The following is a 16,771-nucleotide window of genomic DNA, read 5'->3' on the forward strand; positions in this document are numbered from 1 at the left end:
GAGTCAAGCCAGCCCTAGCTCTCGTTCCGCTGCGCGCGCAGCTTTGCGAAATAGTCCAGCCGCTTTTTCAGTTCCCTCTCGAATCCCCGCTCGACCGGCTGATACAGCATCGGCCGCTTCATCGTTTCCGGAAAGTAGTTCTGGCCCGAGAATCCATCCTCGGCATCATGGTCATAGGCATAGCCAGCCCCGTAGCCCTGGTCCTTCATCAGTGTCGTCGGCGCATTCAGGATGTGCTTTGGCGGCGGCTCGCTGCCGGATTGTTTGGCCAGACGCATCGCCGCCTTGTAGCCGACATAGGCGCCGTTCGATTTTGGCGCCAGCGCTAGATAGACCAGCGCCTGCGCCAGCGCCAATTCTCCTTCCGGAGAGCCCAGCCGCTCGTACACCTCCCACGCATGCAGGCAGATCGACTGCGCCTGCGGGTCGGCCAACCCGATATCCTCAACCGCCATCCGGGTAATCCGGCGGGCCAGATACCTTGGATCCTCGCCCCCCGTCAGCATACGTGCAAACCAATACAGCGCCGCATCCGCATCCGAACCGCGAACTGATTTGTGCAGGGCCGAGATCAGGTTGTAATGCTCGTCCCCCGATTTGTCGTATTTCGCGGCACGCCGCATCAACCGCGTGGACAGCGCGTCGGGGTCAAGCGGTCCGTCGACCTTCCAGGCCGCAACCTGTTCAATCAGGTTCAGCAACGCGCGCCCGTCTCCGTCCGCCATTTCCTGCAATGCATCCCGGGCGGCAGGCGTCAGGGGCAAGGCGCGGCCAAGATCTTTTTCGGCCCGCTGCGTCAGACGTTCCAGATCGGCAAGGCTCAGCCGTTCGAGCACCAGCACCTGTGCACGGCTGAGAACAGCTGCATTCAGCTCGAACGAAGGGTTTTCCGTGGTCGCCCCCACCAGCAGGATCGTGCCATCCTCCATATGCGGAAGAAACCCGTCCTGCTGGGCCTTGTTGAACCGGTGGATTTCATCAACGAACAAAAGGGTGCCCTGCCCGTTCTGACGCCGTATCTTTGCTGCCTCGAACACTTTTTTCAGGTCCGGAACACCGGTGAAAATCGCGCTGATCTGGACAAAATGCAGATCAGTCTCTTGTGCCAGCAACCGCGCAATCGTGGTCTTGCCTACCCCCGGCGGTCCCCAGAACACCAAACTCGACAGGCTGCCAGCGGCCAGCATGACGCCCAGGGGGGCGTCCGGGCCAAGCACCTGCTCTTGTCCGATCACCTCACCCAGCGTCTTGGGGCGCAGCCGGTCCGCCAAGGGGCGATGCGGCGCGGTTGCGGGCTCGGGTGCCCCGGTATCGAACAAATCACTCACGGGTCAGAGCCGAAACCGCAACGAAACCGCGCGTCCACCGCGCTGAACGTTCATTTGCACCCGGCGCCCGGGGTCAGTCAGCGCCTCGACCACATCGCCGGGCTGCTCAATCTCGGTGTCATTGATGCTGCTCAGGACGTCTCCGGGCCTCAGACCGGCGCGTGCTCCCAATGAGCCCGGATCAACCACAACAATGCCGGTCTGTGACAGAACCAATCCCAACTGCGAGATCAGTGCGGGATTGATCCGGGCGACGGTCAGGTTGGGCAGAACGGTTTTGTCATCCAACGTGGTCTCATCGGCGGGCGGACTGTCCGGAGCGCGGACCAAATCCACTTTCACATCCGCGCTTTTGTCTCCGCGCAGACGGGTCAGAACCGAGGTTCCCCCGACACCGGCAACCGACATCCGGAATTTCATCTCGGCGGGCGAATTTACCTCATCCCCGTCAACATGGGTGACAACATCGCCAACCCGCAACCCGGCCGCAGCCAGCGGGCTGAGGTCATGCAGGTCCGAGATCACCACGCCCAGTGGAATGGCCAGACCCAGCGATTCGGCGATATCGGCGCTCATATGCTGGCCCGCCATCCCGGCCCAGGGGCTGACAAAGCTCTCGTTGCCGGACTTCGCCTGCCGCAGGAATTCGGCAACCAGATTTGCCGGAATGGCAAAGCCAATGCCGTTGGATCCGCCCGACCGGGTCAGGATCGACGTGTTGATCCCGATCAGATCACCGTTCACGTCAATCAGCGCCCCACCGGAGTTACCCGGATTGATCGGAGCATCTGTCTGGATGAAGTACCCGCGCGCATTTCCCGTAGCTGTTCCGGTTCGTGCCAGCCCGGAAATTATGCCGGACGATACGGTTTGACCCACGCCAAACGGATTGCCGATGGCCAGCGCCAGTTCGCCCACCTCCACCTGGTCAGAATCGCGAAAGTTCAGATGCGGCAGTTCAGCGGCCTCTTCCAGCCGAAGAATGGCAATGTCGCTTTCCTGATCGCCCAGAACCACTTGCGCTGAATACTCGCGCCGGTCCGTTGTCACCACACGGATTTCCGTCGCCATGCCGACAACATGGTAGTTTGACACAACATAGCCGTCCGCAGACAGAATGACGCCGGACCCCAGCGAGTTCTGAACCCGCGGCTGCGGTTCGGCAAATCCTCTGCCGAAGAACTCCTGAAAGAACGGGTCCGAGAAAAACGGATTGGCCCGGCCTTGCGTTACGATCTTGGCGTAGATGTTGACGACGGCCGGAGCAGCCTGTTTGACCACCGGGGCAAATCCCAGGCTTATTTCGGCCTGCGAAGTCGGCACTTTCGTTTCGGCATTAACTGTCGCGGCAAGCGTCGCCAGCATCAGAGAACAGAGAACTTTCCGCATGATCCATCCGTCGATTAATAGTCCATCGGATATGCGTCTACACGGGCCGTAATGCAAGCTTCCGCGCAGCACCTGTGGGCGGTCAGTCCAACGGCGCGTGCAGGCGCGTTCCTTCTGTGATGATCCCGCCGCGTTGTCCGACCTCTATCGTTCCGTACCGCTGCCTGAATACATCGGGCAACTCACGGTCTCCCTCGGGCGACAGCCACAGTCTCAACAAGTGCCGCCGTTCAGATGGGTCAGGCCAGTCCACAAAGCCGGTCCGGTCATGCAGTTGCGAGTGGTTGTACACGAACTGCATGTCCCCCGGTTGCAGCCGCATGGTCAGGCAAAGGTCGGGGTCATTCGCCAGCCCATCAAACCGATCCAGCGCCTTAACGTGATCCGGTGTAAGGCGCATCGCATCCGGAAACCGCTGGGCACTGTCGATATACTGCCTTTGATAAAACACTGTCAGCTTGCCGTCGTGCCAGGAAAATGGTGGAATCGTCATATAGGGTTCCATGCCCTCCGGCACCTCCCCTCTTCTGTCGGTCGCAAGGGGTTCAAACAACAGTTCCAGCAATTCCGGGCATTCGGATCGCATCCTGTTATATATCGTTTCAGCACTCACCAGCAGCGAGTCTCCGCCCTCTTTGGCCTCGCGCAGACAAAGCAGGCCAACAATATCTGCGCTGTCGGTGTGAAGTGTCTGACGCTCATGCGCCTGATAGATTCGGGTATTCGGATCGTTCGCATCCGCACCGATATCGCGGACGTGGCCCAGAATGTGCCCCTGAGCATTCTGCGAACGGGCCGAGCCCAAATGGGCACCAACACCACAGAAAATCGTAGCTGCCATCTTTTGCGTATAGTCCTGCACCGGAAGGCCGCGGATCACTTCGAACCCGATCCCGTTGATCAGCTTCTCTCGTAGCAGCGCCAGATGTCGATCAAATCTTTGCAGAGGGAAAGCAGCCTTTGTGATCTCACCTATATCTCTTCCCAGGCTCAAATAGTGACTAGCGGCCCGCTCAAGATCGTCAATGTCGTCGGCCGTCAGATCGATAATCCATTCGCGCTGTCGCGTTCGCATATCCTGACCGGTCCAGACAGACGGGCCCGTGAGTACGCTTGGTATTTCATCTGGGATTGCCATAATCCGTCCTCCTCACTCACCTTGCAGTGGAACCTGTAAGGTTCAGGGTTTCATAATCGGATATCATCGCAAATGCGCTCTTTGCGACAGTTAGGGGGCAAAAAATGAAAAACCCCCGCGTCCGGGACACGGGGGTTCAGATCAGAAAGCTAGGCTTTCTTATTCTTCGTCAGCAGCCTCTTCAGCGGCAACGCGGGCTTTGTCAGCCGCGCCTTTGGCATCAACATCACGATCAACGAATTCGATGATCGCCATCGGAGCCATGTCGCCATAGCGGAAGCCAGCTTTCAGGATGCGGACATAACCGCCCTGACGCTCGGCATAGCGGGGGCCAAGAACTTCGAACAGCTTTGCGACGTCTTTGTCTTCTTTCAGCTGAGCTGCAGCCTGACGGCGGGCGTGCAGGTCGCCGCGCTTGCCAAGCGTGACCAGCTTTTCGATGATCGGGCGCAGTTCTTTTGCCTTCGGCAGAGTTGTCTTGATCTGCTCATGCTCGATGAGCGAGCCAGCCATGTTCGCAAACAGCGCCTTGCGGTGCTCATGAGTACGGTTCAGGCGGCGGTAACCACGTGCGTGACGCATTTTCTAGTTCCTTCTTTCGCGTTTTGCTTTGTCTGGCCGGCGATGCGTGTCACCGGCTCTCCTTGGGGCGGAAGTGCCCTTGTTGTCCCCGGTCGTCCGGGCATTTGTGAAGACGCGCTTAGAACGCGTCTTCGAATTTCTTGGCCAGATCTTCGATATTGTCCGGCGGCCAGTCCTCGACATCCATGCCGAGGTGCAGACCCATGCCGGACAGCACTTCTTTGATCTCGTTCAGCGACTTGCGGCCGAAGTTCGGGGTGCGCAGCATCTCGGCTTCGGTCTTCTGGATCAGGTCGCCGATATAGACGATGTTGTCGTTCTTCAGGCAGTTTGCCGAACGGACCGACAGCTCCAGCTCGTCCACTTTCTTAAGCAGCAGCGGGTTGAACTCCAGACCATCGTCTTCGTCCTGGCGGCCAGCCGATTCCGGCTCGTCGAAGTTGACGAAGATCGACAGCTGATCCTGCAGGATACGAGCGGCAAAGGCCAGCGCATCATCCGGATTGATCGATCCGTCGGTTTCGATCTTCAGGGTCAGCTTGTCGTAGTCCAGAACCTGACCTTCACGAGTCGGCTGAACGTCGTAAGCAACCTTTTTGACCGGCGAATAGATCGCGTCGATCGGGATCAGGCCGATGGGTGCGTCTTCCGGCTTGTTCTTTTCAGCCGAGACGTAGCCCTTGCCGGTGTTGACGGTCAGTTCCATGAACAGGTCGGCGCCATCGTCCAGGTGGCAGATGACGTGATCGCGGTTCAGAACCTCAATGCCGGCGCTTTCGCTGATGTCGCCAGCGGTGACGACAGCGGGGCCTTTGGCATTGATCGACAGACGCTTGGGGCCTTCGACTTCCATGCGCAGGGCGACCTGCTTGAGGTTCAGGATAATGTCGGTGACGTCTTCACGAACGCCCGCCACTGACGAGAACTCGTGCAATACGTTGTCGATCTGGACGCTGGTGATGGCCGCACCTTGAAGCGAGCTCATCAGGACGCGGCGCAGAGCGTTGCCCAGGGTCAGACCAAAGCCACGCTCCAGCGGTTCAGCAACCAGGGTCGCCTGACGCGCAGGGTCGTTGCCCGGCTTGCCTTCCAGCTGGGTCGGCTTGATCAATTCTGCCCAATTCTTGTGGATCATGTAATCCCTCCATTCCTGTCCGCGCCCCATGACCAACAAGGTGCAGACGCCCGAGGTTCAAAATGACGTGCTGGGGCCGTGCAGAAACACAGCCCCAGCCAAATTCAAAATCGCTTAGACGCGGCGGCGCTTCGGCGGTCGGCAACCGTTGTGAGCAATCGGTGTCACGTCGCGGATCGACGTGATGTTGAAGCCCACTGCAGCCAGCGCGCGCAGAGCCGATTCACGACCCGAACCGGGGCCCTGAACTTCGACTTCCAGCGTCTTGACGCCGTGTTCCTGCGCCTTTTTGCCTGCGTCTTCCGCAGCCATCTGTGCAGCATACGGTGTCGATTTCCGCGATCCCTTGAAGCCCATGGTACCGGCAGACGACCACGAGATGGCGTTGCCCTGTACGTCCGAGATCAGGATCTTGGTGTTGTTGAAGGTCGAGTTCACATGGGCAACGCCCGATGCGATGTTCTTACGCTCTTTGCGCTTAACGCGAGTCTTGTCACGTGCCATCAGTCAGACCCTCCCTTATTTCTTCTTACCAGCGATGGCCTTTGCGGGGCCTTTGCGGGTACGAGCGTTGGTGTGGGTGCGCTGACCGCGAACCGGCAGGTTGCGACGGTGACGCAGACCGCGGTAGCAGCCCAGATCCATCAGGCGCTTGACGTTCATCTGAACTTCACGACGCAGGTCACCTTCGACGGTGTAGTTGGCGTCGATGTGTTCGCGGATGGCCAGAACTTCGGCGTCGGACAGTTCATTGACGCGACGGTGCGCTTCGATGCCCACGGCTTCGCAGATGGCCTGCGCCGAGGTGTTTCCGATACCGGTGATATATGTGAGGGCGATTGGTACCCGCTTTGCAGTCGGGATGTTTACGCCGGCAATACGTGCCACGTGTCACTTTCCTTTTCGTTGCGGTTCCGTAACTCCAGAACCTTTTTTCACAACGCTTGACCGTGGCAGTGCCGCCAGAGGGTCCAGCATTATTTGAGGTGGTCGGGGCAAACGGAACGAATCCCGCCTGCGGTCTTGATTCCCTATAGGGATGGGGGTCGATATGGGCTTTTGAAGGGGCCGTCAAGCCCCAACCTGAAATCAGCCCAGGATGGCCTCGATCGAGGCTGTCACTTCTTTGATTTCAGCCAGGCCATTGACCGGCCGCAGATCACCCTTGGCATAGTAATAGCCAATCAGCGGCGAGGTCTTTTTGTAGTATTCCATCAGGCGCGTGCGTAGGCTGTCTTCGTTGTCATCCGCGCGACGCTGGAAATCATTTTCCTTGCCGCAATTGGTGCACTTTCCATCCGCCGGGATCGGTTTGGTGATGTCGTTATAGACCTCGCCACACCCCCCGCAGGTCGAGCGTGCCGTGATCCGTGACACCAGTGCTTCGTCATCGACGCGCATCTCAATTACGGTGTGCAGCGACTGGCCCAGTTTGGCCAGCAATGCCGACAGCGCATCGGCTTGCGCCAGCGTGCGGGGGAACCCGTCAAAGATGAAACCGGCCCCTGTTTCGGTGGTCAGTTTTTCTTCGATCAGACCGATCACGATCTCATCGGTGACAAGTTTGCCGGCGTCCATGATCGCGGCAACTTTCTTACCCATCTCGGTGCCCGAGGTTTTCGCTTCGCGCAGCATGTCGCCGGTGCTCAGCTGCACCATGCCGCGTGTCTCGACCAGGTGACGCGCTTGAGTCCCTTTACCTGCCCCGGGGGGGCCAAGAAGAATAATGTTCATCGACGAGATGGTCCCTTCCTGCCGCGTTTCTTGCCTTTGCCGCGCAGTTGGGACTTTTCGATAAGCCCTTCGTATTGATGCGCCAGCAAGTGGCTCTGGACCTGTTGGATCGTGTCCATGGTCACAGAGACGATAATCAGAACCGAGGTGCCGCCAAAATAGAACGGAATGGCGAACTGACCCCGCAGAATTTCAGGCAGCAGACAGACCGCCGCCAGATAGCCAGAACCCAGAACCAGCACGCGGTTGACCACGTATTCCAGATACTCTGCCGTTTTCTTGCCCGGACGGATGCCAGGAACAAAGCCGTTCTGCTTTTTCAGGTTGTCCGCCACATCGTCCGGTTTGAATGACACGTTGAACGTGTAGAAATATGCGAAGAACACGATCATCGACGCAAAGAACAGCAGGTAGAGCGGTTGCCCGGGGCCAAAATTCGCCAGCAACCACGACATCACAGGACCGCTGGCCGCACCCGACGAGAAGGTCGAGATCGTCACCGGCAGCAGCAGCAGCGAACTTGCGAAGATCGCCGGGATAACGCCGGCCGGGTTCACCTTGACCGGAAGATGGCTGGAACCGCCTTCATAGATCTTCATGCCAGCCTGACGGCGCGGATACTGGATGTGGATCTTGCGCAGGGCCCGCTCCATGAACACCACAAAGGTGATCACGGCGATGACCATTACGATTACACCAATGATCACGGCGGGGCTGATCGCACCGCTGCGTCCGCTGGCAAAGAACTGCGCCAGTGCGGCTGGAACCTCGGCGATGATGCCGACAAAGATGATCAAAGAGATACCGTTGCCGATGCCGCGCGCGGTGATCTGTTCACCCAGCCACATCAGGAACATGGTGCCACCAACCAGCGTGATCATGGTCGACATGCGGAAATAGAGACCCGGATCGGTCGCCAGATCCCCCGATTCCAGCGAAACAGCCAGGCCATAGGCCTGAACCGTGGCCAGCGCCACGGTGCCGAAACGGGTATACTGGTTGATTTTCTTGCGCCCCTGCTCGCCCTCTTTCTTGAGCTGTTCGAGCGCGGGAACCATCGAGGTCAGCAGCTGTACGATGATCGAGGCCGAGATATAGGGCATGATGCCGAGGGCAAAGATGCCCATCCGCCCAAGCGCCCCGCCGGTGAACATCGAAACCATGCCGCCGATGCCCTGCCCCGCCTGCTCCATGAACTCGCGCAGCGCCTGACCGTCGATCCCAGGCACCGGAATGAAGGTGCCCAGACGATAGACGATCAACAAACCCAGCGTGAACAGGATGCGGTTGCGCAGATCGGTGGCTTTGCCAAGGGCAGCCCAGCTTGTGTTGGCTGCCATTTGTTCTGCTGCTGATACCATAAATCGGTCTCTCTTATGAAAACACCGCCCGGAACCGTTTTCCGGCTCGGGCGGCGTCTTGGAAAACTCTGAGGTCTATGTAAGCGGGTCTTTGCCCGCTCACAAGCGCTTACTCTGCCGCAGCGGCTATTGTGACCGTCAGTGAACCGCCCGCTTTTTCAACTGCCTCAACGGCAGCTTTCGAAGCACCGGTGACTTCCAGGTTCACTTTTGCGCTGATTTCGCCCTTGGCCAGAACACGGATGCCATCCAGCTTGCGGCGCACCAGACCGGAAGCAACCAGTGCGTCCTCGGTGATCGCAGCCTTGGCGTCCAGTTTGCCGGCTTCGACAAATTTCTGGATCAGGCCCAGGTTGATAACGGCGAATTCCTTGCGGTTCGGCTTGCTGAAGCCGCGCTTGGGCAGGCGCTGGTACAGCGGCATCTGGCCGCCTTCGTAGCCATTGATGGCCACACCCGAACGGGATTTCTGGCCTTTGATACCACGGCCACCCATTTTACCTTTGCCGGAACCCGGACCACGGCCAACGCGGGTGCGTTTCGGTGTGGCGCCAGGATTGTCGCGCAGTTCGTGCAGTTTCATTTCGCTTCTCCTAAGCCGGATGTGACCCCCGAAGCGTGATGGGTCAAACACGGCATTTCTTGGTTTTTTGATTCGTATGGCGCAAGGCCACCGCAGGCGTATAGGCCCGTTAATGCCAGTTGGCAAGCCTGCGGGCAGGGTCGGATGTCATTCCTCACCCTCAGCCATTTCGTCCTCAATAACGCCCTTCGGCCTGAGCGGTGCCGCATGTGGATCGATACCATGCTTTTTCACAAGCTGACCCACCAGGCTTTCGGGGTGCGGAATGCCCGAAAACCTGTTGAAGATGAATGACCGCATGCGACGGCCGTAGAAATGGATCGACATCGTCTCGTCCGTGATGAATCGCTCGGCGCCACCATTGGCCCGGCTCATGACGCGCCGTTCCTTATAAGATACCGGGTAAAGGACTTGAGTGGAAAACGAGAAACGATCCTCGCCATTCTGCTGCAATAGCCAGGTCAGCGCTCGGGGGCCCCAAACGCCCCAGGGCATTTCACCGGCATGTTTGGGGTTGCCGTCCAGGGCATCGCGGATCAACTCGGCCCGCAGCTTCGACGGCAGCCACGGCGGAATACGATACGGGTTTTCGGTGTAATCGATCAGGTCATAGAGTGTCGGGCTCTCCGGCGGCAGCCGGAGCACACCATTGTTGATCTCATGCGCAGCGAGGCGGCCGTGGAAATGGCCGTTTTCCGTAGTGAACGGCTTGACACAATACGCATCGGTATCTGCCCAGATCAGATCTTGATGCTGCGCCAGCATGCGATAACGAAACCTGTCCGCGTGTACTGCGGGGCTGCCGGTTCGCTTATGCGTGATGATGTTTTCGTCGGGCATGACCTCCCGCGCATCGCGCCGTTCGGCTCCGTCGGGAATGTTGGGCACATCGCCGTATGTGTAAAGGCGCACGTGCTGGCCAGCGTCCAGAAACGATTTGATGCAGAGCTGCTCCAGAAAGCTCAGCGGGCCATCGACCCATAGCATCCCGATCTGAAATTCCCGCGCCATGCCCGGCCTTTCCGTCAAATTGAAACGACCCTTTCAGCACTTGACCTATCCCGCGTGCTTTCGCAACGGGGTTCAGGAAATAACCTGCTCCTGTGGCATACGTGGCTCCCAAAACAATAGAGGCGCCATAACGGCGCCTCTGGATCGGGTGGTGCGTGGTCTTACACGCAGTAGGCGTGCTTGTGCGCGATGTCCGCAATGTCGCAGCGGCGAATGCCGATATCGTCCAGCTCGCGGTTGGTCAGGCGCTGCAGTTCGGCATAGGTCCGGTTGTATTCGGCCGCCTGTGCGCGGGCTGCTTTCACGCGTTCAACGAAGTTTGCGAAGCGGACGGAGAAGTTGAAACCGTTATGTGTCAGTGTTGCGGTATGTGCCATTTCTGAGTTCCTTTCTGACCGGGGCGCATTCCCCGGAGTTGCTTGTCTTGTTCCTTTTGGGACAAGGCTCAGATAGGCGCAGAGGATAACGCTAACAACGCAAGTTTCGGTCTAGCCGGTATGCATCTTTTGAATGGGTCTGCGTCCAAGCCGGAACGCGGTCGGCCGTCCGCGTCGCAACTGCCGCGCACGGTCGACAACCAGGATCGCCAACTTTGTCAGACTACGTACCGCGATCCTAGGACGTCTCGGCAGCGATTTTGCTGCGGCGCGCTCAACTGGGTTCTGCAGTTTCAGGTGCTCGGGTGTATGTTTGAGAAGATTGGTGTCGAACGGGGGCATCATGGGCTTGCTCCTACACAGGGTTCGCTTCGGTTCCGAAGCCTGACCTCAGGCTAGGCGCAGCCTGCCGTGACTGGTATCGATCAAGAAAATGTGCTGTTCTACAAAAATGAAGAACGAGTTTCGAAACTGGTCGGACGTTCGAATATTCCTGGCGGTCTTCAGAGAGGGCTCGACCCTTGCGGCGTCACGGAAGCTGGGCATGGCACAACCAACCGTCGCGCGCCGTATCGATGTGATCGAAAATGAGATTGGCCTCACGTTGTTCGAACGTGACACGCGAGGCTTCAAACCAACGGAAAGCGCGCGTCAACTGTTTCCCCTTGCCGAAGCCATCGAGGGTGGTGTCGACGGGTTTTCAAGAAGGGCGCAGGAACTGGCCAAACCGAAACCCATCCGGATCACGGCACCGGGGTATTTCACAGATCGGGTCATGCAGATATTCAGCGAATTCACAGCGGCTCACCCGCTTGTGGAAATCGAATTTGCGCACAGTATCCGGTTCCTAAATTTGCTCGCAGGCGATGCGGATATAGCCTTCCGTGTTTCTGAAAGACCGCCGGACGAAAACCTGATTTGCCGTAGGATCGGTTTGGAACACATGGCCCTCTACGGTGCCCCCAGCTATGTTCAGAAGTTCGGGATACCAAACTCGGTGGATGAATTGCTGGGCCACCGGTTCGTGACATTCCAGCGAAATGATGGATCCGATTTTCTCCACGAATGGTTGGCCAACCACATTTCCAAGGACCAAATTGTTCAGTCCTTCGGTGAGATGGATCTGATGCACGCTTCCATTCGCGCCGGTCATGGCCTGGGTCTCATTCATGCAAGATGGGCGGATACAATCCCTGATTTGGTTCGGTGTTCCGAAAATATCGATGATCTGTCCCGAACCGTTACTAGGCTGATTTCGCCGGACGCGTACCGGCGCGCCGAAGTCCGGGCATTCACCAGTTTTTTTGCGCCCCGGTACGCGTCGACCTTCCCCTAGCCCCACGGGCTTGCTGAGGACAAATCGCGGATCAAGTTCTGTACGATGCGCAAATCGCAGCTGCAACAAAAAACGCCCCCGAGACATTCGGAGGCGTTTCAATTCATTCGAAGGTATCGCGCTTAGCCGCGCTCTTCGACGATCTCTACCAGATGCGGGATCTTGCGGATCATGCCGCGAACCGAAGGGGTATCTTCCAGCTCACGGGTCTTGTGCATCTTGTTCAGGCCCAGACCGATCAGGGTCGCGCGCTGTTCAGCGGGGCGGCGGATCGGGGAACCGACCTGCTTGACGACGATGGTTTTTGCCATGGTTCGCTCTCCTTACGCTTCTGCTTCAGCAGCAGCCGGTGCTTCGTCCCGCTTGGGCAGGATGTCGGCGACTTTTTTACCACGACGTGCGGCAACCGAGCGCGGGCTCTGCTCTTTCTGCAGGCCGTTGATGGTGGCGCGGATCATGTTGTACGGGTTCTGCGAGCCCAGCGACTTGGACACAACGTCCTTGACGCCCAGCATTTCGAACACGGCACGCATCGGACCACCGGCGATGATACCAGTACCTTCAGGTGCGGTGCGCATAACCACTTTACCAGCGCCGTGACGGCCTTCGATGTCGTGGTGCAGGGTACGACCTTCGCGCAGCTGCACGCGGATCATCTGGCGCTTGGCTTGTTCAGTCGCCTTACGGATGGCCTCAGGTACTTCTTTCGCTTTACCTTTGCCAAAGCCAACGCGGCCTTTCTGATCGCCGACAACCACCAGAGCGGCGAAGCCAAAGCGCTTACCACCTTTTACGGTTTTCGACACGCGGTTGATTGCGACCAGACGATCTGCAAATTCCGGTGCTTCTTCACGGTCGCGGCCACGGCCCCGACGGTTTTCACGTTCTGCCATTTGGCATCCCTTTTCTCATGTGGCGCATACGGCGCCGTTTTCTTCAATCCAAGTGAGCCCCGACTGTTGCCGAGGCCCCCGGATCATCGGGGCGGATCGAAACCCGCCCGCAGGTCTTAGATCTTCAGACCACCTTCACGCGCAGCGTCGGCAACTGCCTTCACCTTGCCGTGGAACAGGAAGCCGCCACGATCGAAATAGGCCTCTTCGACGCCTGCCTTCTTGGCACGCTCGGCGATGGCCGCGCCCACCTTGGTGGCCGCTTCGACGTTGTTCTTGCCAACAACACCCAGGTCTTTTTCCAGGGTCGAGGCAGATGCCAGGGTCACGCCACGTACGTCGTCGATCAGCTGAACGCTGATGTTCTTGTTCGAACGGTGTACGGACAGACGCGGACGACCCGCGTTGACCTTGCGAAGTTTGTTCCGAACGCGCAGGCGGCGCTTCAGAAACAGGGTTCTTTTGCTGTTTGCCATTGTCTGCGTCCTTACTTCTTCTTGCCTTCCTTGCGGAAGATGAACTCGCCCTTGTAGCGGATGCCCTTGCCTTTGTACGGCTCGGGACGGCGCCACTCGCGGATTTTGGCCGCGGTTTCGCCCACCAGCTGCTGGTCGATACCTTCCACAACGATCTCGGTCTGCTTCGGCGCGGTGATGGTGACACCTTCCGGAGCAGTGAAATCAACATCGTGGCTGTAGCCCAGGTTCAGCTTCAGGGTGTTGCCCTGCATCTGAGCCCGGTAACCAACACCCTGGATCTCCAGCTCTTTTTTGAAGCCAGTCGTCACACCGGTTACCAGGTTGGCAACCATTGTGCGGCTCATGCCCCACTGCTGACGGGCACGCTTGGACATGCCACGGGGGTCGATCTTGACCACGTTGTCTTCAACCGACAGCGTCACGTCGTCGGTGGCGGTGAAGCTGCGGGTGCCTTTCGGACCTTTCACTTCGATGGTCTGGCCAGACACAGAGGCGGTAACGCCGCTGGGCAGCTCGACCGGCTTTTTACCAATACGAGACATTGCAGACCTCCTTAGAAGACGGTGCAGAGCACTTCGCCACCAACATTGTTGGAGCGAGCGTTTGCGTCCGACATCACACCTTTCGGAGTGCTGACAATCGACACGCCCAGACCCTGACGGACCTGCGGGATGTCATTGACGCCCATGTATACGCGGCGACCGGGCTTCGAGACCCGCTTCAGTTCGCGAATGACAGGGGTGCCTTCGTAGTACTTCAGGCTGATTTCGATGGCCGGGTGACCGTTTTCACCGGTCGTGTTTTCGTAGCCACGGATGTAACCTTCGTCCGCCAGCACGTCCAGAACCCAACCGCGCAGCTTGGAAGCCGGGGTGGAAACGGTGGACTTGCCGCGCATTTGCGCGTTGCGGATACGGGTGAGCATATCGCCGATAGGATCATTCATATCTATGTCTCCCTTACCAGCTCGATTTCACCATGCCGGGGATCTGACCAGCAGAACCCAGCTCGCGCAGCGCGATACGGCTGACCTTCAGCTTACGGTAGTAAGCGTGGGGACGGCCGGTCAGCTGACAGCGGTTGTGCAGACGGGTCGCCGAGCTGTTGCGCGGCAGTTTCGCCAGTTTCAGACGCGCTTTGAAACGCTCTTCCATTGGGCGGCTCTCGTCATTCGCGATTTCTTTCAGCTCGGCACGCTTTGCGGCATATTTGGCCACCAGGCGTTCGCGCTTTTTCTCGCGTTCGATCATTGCTTTTTTAGCCATGTCTCAATCCTCCCGGCGCTTACGCGTTGAACGGCATGTTGAATGCTTTCAACAGGCTCTTCGCTTCAGCGTCGGTTTTCGCTGTGGTGGCAATTACGATATCCAGGCCCCAGACCTCGTCGACCTTGTCGAAGTCGATTTCCGGGAACACGATGTGCTCTTTCATGCCCATGGCAAAGTTGCCACGACCGTCGAAAGAAGGCTTAACACCGCGGAAGTCACGAACGCGAGGCATCGCGATGGTGATCAGACGATCCAGGAATTCGTACATCCGATCACCGCGCAGGGTCACTTTCGCGCCCAGCGGCATGTCTTCACGGACGCGGAAACCCGCGATCGACTTCTTCGCCTTGGTTGCAACGGCCTGTTGACCAGCAATTGCAGTCAGATCCTCGACAGCAGCTTTCGCTTTCTTCGAGTCTTTGACGGCCTCAGCACCACAACCGATGTTCAGAACGATCTTTTCCAGCTTGGGCAGCTGCATGTCGTTCTTGTAGCCAAACTCTTCTTTCAGAGCGGCACGGATGGTTTCAGCGTACTGAGCTTTCAGACGCGGGGTGTATTTTGCGGAATCAAGCATCGATCACGTCTCCCGTGGTCTTGGCGAAGCGCACCTTCTTGTCACCTTCCATGCGGAAGCCAACGCGGGTTGCTTTACCGTTCTTGTCCAGCAGAGCCAGGTTCGACAGGTCGATCGGGTTTGCCTGGGGCAGACGACCACCTTGCGAGGTTTGCGACTGGCGGGTGTGGCGGATGGCGATGTTGATGCCATCTACAACTGCTTTGCCGGCTTTGGGGTCAACCGAGGAAATGGTTCCCTCTTTGCCCTTGTCCTTGCCGGCCAGCACGACGACCTTGTCGCCTTTGCGGAGTTTGGCAGCCATGATTACAGCACCTCCGGAGCGAGCGAGATGATTTTCATGAAGTTCTTCGCGCGCAGTTCACGAACAACCGGGCCAAAGATACGGGTACCTACGGGCTCGTTGTTGTTGTTCAGGATGACGGCGGCGTTGCGATCAAAGCGGATCGCGGTACCGTCTTCGCGACGGACTTCCTTGGCGGTGCGTACGACGACGGCCTTGCGGACGTCACCTTTCTTTACGCGGCCGCGCGGGATGGCTTCCTTCACCGAGACGACAATGATGTCGCCGACGGAGGCGTATTTACGCTTGGAACCACCCAGGACCTTGATGCACTGAACTCGGCGTGCGCCGGAGTTGTCAGCGACATCCAGATTGGTCTGCATCTGGATCATGTGGTTTCTCCCGACCTGTGGGGGCTGGTCTTGTTAAATCCCCCAGGGTTTCGACAAATGGAAAAATCCCGGAAGCTTACGCTTCCAGAACTTCCCAACGTTTCGTCTTCGATTTCGGCGCGCATTCGATGATGCGGACTGTATCGCCGACCTTGAAGGCGTTCTTTTCGTCATGAGCCCGGTACTTCTTGGACTTACGGACGGTTTTGTGCAGCAGCGGGTGCTTGAAGCGGCGCTCGACCGATACGGTTACGGTCTGTTCGTTGGCGTCGCTGGTCACGGTGCCTTGCAGGATACGCTTGGGCATCTGATTACTCCTCGGATGCCGCGGCAGCGGCCTTTTCGTTCAGGATGGTTTTGACGCGGGCAGCGTTGCGGCGGGCCGCTTTGATGCCGGCTGTGCTTTCCAGCTGACCGGTTGCCTGTTGAAAGCGCAGGTTAAAGCTTTCTTTCTTCAGGTTGGCCAGTTCCTCGCGGAGCTGGTCCGGGGTCTTGTCACGCAGTTCTTGGGCGTTCATCGCCTTTTTCCTTTGCTCAAAACACCAGAAGGCCCCGTAAACGGGTCACCTTGGACCTGGTGGATGAATTACAGACATGCGAATCCCCCGACTCAGCCGGGGGACTTGCAGGATGCCGCCGTATAAGGGTTTGGGGGGTGGGTGGCAAGGGAAAGTTTTGACCAATGCGTGCATGCAGATCGTAAGCTTCAAGCCTGGCGCCAAAACCGATGCTTCCCGAGATTGTTCACCGAACAATCTCGGTGGGGTACCAAGCAAAAAGGGCGCCCCGAAGGACGCCCTTTCCGTAGCTTTTCGCAGATGCGAATTACTCGATGATCTTCGACACAACGCCGGCGCCGACGGTGCGGCCGCCTTCGCGGATGGCGAAACGCAGACCGTTCTCCA

The 16,771-nt window shown here is 58.3% G+C and carries 25 protein-coding genes; 1 reads left to right on the top strand and 24 read right to left on the bottom strand.

Translation table 11 applies throughout. The features are described from left to right. Window positions 1–14: 14 nt before the first annotated feature. From ACR0CG_RS20705 to ACR0CG_RS20760, 12 genes are all read right to left on the bottom strand, one after another. Window positions 15–1,328: a replication-associated recombination protein A gene (locus ACR0CG_RS20705; RefSeq protein ID WP_480527234.1), complete on the bottom strand. Its 1,314-nt coding sequence runs from the start codon at window positions 1,326–1,328 to the stop codon at window positions 15–17. Window positions 1,329–1,331: 3 nt separating this feature from the next. Beyond that, window positions 1,332–2,717, bottom strand: coding sequence for a trypsin-like peptidase domain-containing protein (locus tag ACR0CG_RS20710; RefSeq protein WP_480527236.1), 1,386 nt, complete (start codon window positions 2,715–2,717; stop codon window positions 1,332–1,334). A gap of 82 nt (window positions 2,718–2,799) precedes the next feature. After that, window positions 2,800–3,855 (bottom strand): TauD/TfdA family dioxygenase, encoded by a 1,056-nt coding sequence (locus ACR0CG_RS20715; RefSeq protein ID WP_480527237.1) that lies wholly within the window; start codon window positions 3,853–3,855, stop codon window positions 2,800–2,802. 159 nt (window positions 3,856–4,014) lie between these two features. Next, window positions 4,015–4,437 (bottom strand): 50S ribosomal protein L17, encoded by a 423-nt coding sequence (rplQ, locus tag ACR0CG_RS20720; RefSeq protein ID WP_039538314.1) that lies wholly within the window; start codon window positions 4,435–4,437, stop codon window positions 4,015–4,017. A gap of 118 nt (window positions 4,438–4,555) precedes the next feature. Further along, window positions 4,556–5,572: a DNA-directed RNA polymerase subunit alpha gene (locus ACR0CG_RS20725; RefSeq protein WP_480527239.1), complete on the bottom strand. Its 1,017-nt coding sequence runs from the start codon at window positions 5,570–5,572 to the stop codon at window positions 4,556–4,558. Window positions 5,573–5,686: 114 nt separating this feature from the next. After that, the gene (gene rpsK / locus ACR0CG_RS20730) at window positions 5,687–6,076 is read right to left on the bottom strand and encodes a 30S ribosomal protein S11 (RefSeq protein ID WP_008757289.1); all 390 of its coding nucleotides are present in this window, start codon (window positions 6,074–6,076) and stop codon (window positions 5,687–5,689) included. 15 nt (window positions 6,077–6,091) lie between these two features. Further along, a complete protein-coding gene (gene rpsM / locus ACR0CG_RS20735; RefSeq protein WP_170613752.1) occupies window positions 6,092–6,460 on the bottom strand; it encodes a 30S ribosomal protein S13 in 369 nt (122 codons plus the stop codon). A 201-nt stretch (window positions 6,461–6,661) separates the two neighbouring features. Next, window positions 6,662–7,306 (bottom strand): adenylate kinase, encoded by a 645-nt coding sequence (locus ACR0CG_RS20740; protein ID WP_170613754.1) that lies wholly within the window; start codon window positions 7,304–7,306, stop codon window positions 6,662–6,664. Then, complete coding sequence (secY, locus tag ACR0CG_RS20745) at window positions 7,303–8,667, bottom strand: preprotein translocase subunit SecY (protein ID WP_170613756.1); 1,365 nt, start codon at window positions 8,665–8,667, stop codon at window positions 7,303–7,305. The genes ACR0CG_RS20740 and secY overlap by 4 nt, the downstream gene beginning before the upstream one ends. A gap of 109 nt (window positions 8,668–8,776) precedes the next feature. Continuing rightward, window positions 8,777–9,250 carry a 50S ribosomal protein L15 gene (gene rplO, locus ACR0CG_RS20750; RefSeq protein WP_480527242.1) on the bottom strand — a complete coding sequence of 158 codons (474 nt, stop codon included), beginning with the start codon at window positions 9,248–9,250 and terminating at the stop codon, window positions 8,777–8,779. Window positions 9,251–9,397: 147 nt separating this feature from the next. Further along, window positions 9,398–10,261 (bottom strand): hypothetical protein, encoded by an 864-nt coding sequence (locus tag ACR0CG_RS20755; RefSeq protein WP_480527243.1) that lies wholly within the window; start codon window positions 10,259–10,261, stop codon window positions 9,398–9,400. A gap of 161 nt (window positions 10,262–10,422) precedes the next feature. Continuing rightward, on the bottom strand, window positions 10,423–10,638 hold the full coding sequence (locus tag ACR0CG_RS20760) for a DUF1127 domain-containing protein (RefSeq protein WP_480527245.1): 216 nt from the start codon (window positions 10,636–10,638) through the stop codon (window positions 10,423–10,425). A 451-nt stretch (window positions 10,639–11,089) separates the two neighbouring features. On the opposite strand from ACR0CG_RS20760, the gene ACR0CG_RS20765 reads away from it, so the two are divergent. Continuing rightward, window positions 11,090–11,974 carry a LysR family transcriptional regulator gene (locus ACR0CG_RS20765; protein ID WP_480527247.1) on the top strand — a complete coding sequence of 295 codons (885 nt, stop codon included), beginning with the start codon at window positions 11,090–11,092 and terminating at the stop codon, window positions 11,972–11,974. Between the two features lie 122 nt (window positions 11,975–12,096). Here ACR0CG_RS20765 and rpmD read toward each other — a convergent pair whose 3' ends face one another. The 12 genes from rpmD to ACR0CG_RS20825 all read right to left on the bottom strand — a co-directional run. Continuing rightward, window positions 12,097–12,285 carry a 50S ribosomal protein L30 gene (rpmD, locus tag ACR0CG_RS20770; protein WP_170613764.1) on the bottom strand — a complete coding sequence of 63 codons (189 nt, stop codon included), beginning with the start codon at window positions 12,283–12,285 and terminating at the stop codon, window positions 12,097–12,099. Window positions 12,286–12,297: 12 nt separating this feature from the next. Then, a complete protein-coding gene (gene rpsE / locus ACR0CG_RS20775) occupies window positions 12,298–12,867 on the bottom strand; it encodes a 30S ribosomal protein S5 (protein WP_155148691.1) in 570 nt (189 codons plus the stop codon). Window positions 12,868–12,983: 116 nt separating this feature from the next. Next, window positions 12,984–13,343 carry a 50S ribosomal protein L18 gene (gene rplR, locus ACR0CG_RS20780; protein ID WP_010437103.1) on the bottom strand — a complete coding sequence of 120 codons (360 nt, stop codon included), beginning with the start codon at window positions 13,341–13,343 and terminating at the stop codon, window positions 12,984–12,986. 11 nt (window positions 13,344–13,354) lie between these two features. Beyond that, on the bottom strand, window positions 13,355–13,888 hold the full coding sequence (rplF, locus tag ACR0CG_RS20785; RefSeq protein ID WP_170467582.1) for a 50S ribosomal protein L6: 534 nt from the start codon (window positions 13,886–13,888) through the stop codon (window positions 13,355–13,357). Between the two features lie 11 nt (window positions 13,889–13,899). Next, on the bottom strand, window positions 13,900–14,292 hold the full coding sequence (rpsH, locus tag ACR0CG_RS20790; RefSeq protein ID WP_155148687.1) for a 30S ribosomal protein S8: 393 nt from the start codon (window positions 14,290–14,292) through the stop codon (window positions 13,900–13,902). 13 nt (window positions 14,293–14,305) lie between these two features. Beyond that, complete coding sequence (gene rpsN, locus ACR0CG_RS20795; protein WP_068340744.1) at window positions 14,306–14,611, bottom strand: 30S ribosomal protein S14; 306 nt, start codon at window positions 14,609–14,611, stop codon at window positions 14,306–14,308. A 19-nt stretch (window positions 14,612–14,630) separates the two neighbouring features. Beyond that, a complete protein-coding gene (rplE, locus tag ACR0CG_RS20800; protein ID WP_170613766.1) occupies window positions 14,631–15,191 on the bottom strand; it encodes a 50S ribosomal protein L5 in 561 nt (186 codons plus the stop codon). Next, window positions 15,184–15,495: a 50S ribosomal protein L24 gene (gene rplX, locus ACR0CG_RS20805; RefSeq protein ID WP_039523375.1), complete on the bottom strand. Its 312-nt coding sequence runs from the start codon at window positions 15,493–15,495 to the stop codon at window positions 15,184–15,186. The genes rplE and rplX overlap by 8 nt, the downstream gene beginning before the upstream one ends. Window positions 15,496–15,497: 2 nt before the next feature. Continuing rightward, window positions 15,498–15,866, bottom strand: a complete 369-nt coding sequence (gene rplN / locus ACR0CG_RS20810; RefSeq protein WP_005621870.1) for a 50S ribosomal protein L14 — start codon at window positions 15,864–15,866, stop codon at window positions 15,498–15,500. 76 nt (window positions 15,867–15,942) lie between these two features. Then, on the bottom strand, window positions 15,943–16,173 hold the full coding sequence (gene rpsQ / locus ACR0CG_RS20815; RefSeq protein ID WP_170613768.1) for a 30S ribosomal protein S17: 231 nt from the start codon (window positions 16,171–16,173) through the stop codon (window positions 15,943–15,945). Between the two features lie 4 nt (window positions 16,174–16,177). Continuing rightward, window positions 16,178–16,384, bottom strand: a complete 207-nt coding sequence (rpmC, locus tag ACR0CG_RS20820; protein WP_037311745.1) for a 50S ribosomal protein L29 — start codon at window positions 16,382–16,384, stop codon at window positions 16,178–16,180. 307 nt (window positions 16,385–16,691) lie between these two features. Then, window positions 16,692–16,771: EF-Tu C-terminal domain-related protein (locus tag ACR0CG_RS20825; protein ID WP_480525033.1), on the bottom strand; the 80-nt coding region annotated here is incomplete at its 5' end.

The organism is Ruegeria sp. AB8 (assembly GCF_056542605.1).

Bases quoted from the DNA above. Each gene is read 5' to 3' on its own strand.
- ACR0CG_RS20710 (WP_480527236.1), bottom strand. From the start codon at position 2,717: ATGCGGAAAGTTCTCTGTTCTCTGATGCTGGCGACGCTTGCCGCGACA.
- ACR0CG_RS20715 (WP_480527237.1), bottom strand. From the start codon at position 3,855: ATGGCAATCCCAGATGAAATACCAAGCGTACTCACGGGCCCGTCTGTC.
- rplQ (WP_039538314.1), bottom strand. From the start codon at position 4,437: ATGCGTCACGCACGTGGTTACCGCCGCCTGAACCGTACTCATGAGCAC.
- ACR0CG_RS20725 (WP_480527239.1), bottom strand. From the start codon at position 5,572: ATGATCCACAAGAATTGGGCAGAATTGATCAAGCCGACCCAGCTGGAA.
- rpsK (WP_008757289.1), bottom strand. From the start codon at position 6,076: ATGGCACGTGACAAGACTCGCGTTAAGCGCAAAGAGCGTAAGAACATC.
- ACR0CG_RS20740 (WP_170613754.1), bottom strand. From the start codon at position 7,306: ATGAACATTATTCTTCTTGGCCCCCCCGGGGCAGGTAAAGGGACTCAA.
- secY (WP_170613756.1), bottom strand. From the start codon at position 8,667: ATGGTATCAGCAGCAGAACAAATGGCAGCCAACACAAGCTGGGCTGCC.
- rplO (WP_480527242.1), bottom strand. From the start codon at position 9,250: ATGAAACTGCACGAACTGCGCGACAATCCTGGCGCCACACCGAAACGC.
- ACR0CG_RS20755 (WP_480527243.1), bottom strand. From the start codon at position 10,261: ATGGCGCGGGAATTTCAGATCGGGATGCTATGGGTCGATGGCCCGCTG.
- ACR0CG_RS20760 (WP_480527245.1), bottom strand. From the start codon at position 10,638: ATGGCACATACCGCAACACTGACACATAACGGTTTCAACTTCTCCGTC.
- ACR0CG_RS20765 (WP_480527247.1), top strand. From the start codon at position 11,090: ATGAAGAACGAGTTTCGAAACTGGTCGGACGTTCGAATATTCCTGGCG.
- rpmD (WP_170613764.1), bottom strand. From the start codon at position 12,285: ATGGCAAAAACCATCGTCGTCAAGCAGGTCGGTTCCCCGATCCGCCGC.
- rpsE (WP_155148691.1), bottom strand. From the start codon at position 12,867: ATGGCAGAACGTGAAAACCGTCGGGGCCGTGGCCGCGACCGTGAAGAA.
- rplR (WP_010437103.1), bottom strand. From the start codon at position 13,343: ATGGCAAACAGCAAAAGAACCCTGTTTCTGAAGCGCCGCCTGCGCGTT.
- rplF (WP_170467582.1), bottom strand. From the start codon at position 13,888: ATGTCTCGTATTGGTAAAAAGCCGGTCGAGCTGCCCAGCGGCGTTACC.
- rpsH (WP_155148687.1), bottom strand. From the start codon at position 14,292: ATGAATGATCCTATCGGCGATATGCTCACCCGTATCCGCAACGCGCAA.
- rpsN (WP_068340744.1), bottom strand. From the start codon at position 14,611: ATGGCTAAAAAAGCAATGATCGAACGCGAGAAAAAGCGCGAACGCCTG.
- rplE (WP_170613766.1), bottom strand. From the start codon at position 15,191: ATGCTTGATTCCGCAAAATACACCCCGCGTCTGAAAGCTCAGTACGCT.
- rplX (WP_039523375.1), bottom strand. From the start codon at position 15,495: ATGGCTGCCAAACTCCGCAAAGGCGACAAGGTCGTCGTGCTGGCCGGC.
- rplN (WP_005621870.1), bottom strand. From the start codon at position 15,866: ATGATCCAGATGCAGACCAATCTGGATGTCGCTGACAACTCCGGCGCA.
- rpsQ (WP_170613768.1), bottom strand. From the start codon at position 16,173: ATGCCCAAGCGTATCCTGCAAGGCACCGTGACCAGCGACGCCAACGAA.
- rpmC (WP_037311745.1), bottom strand. From the start codon at position 16,384: ATGAACGCCCAAGAACTGCGTGACAAGACCCCGGACCAGCTCCGCGAG.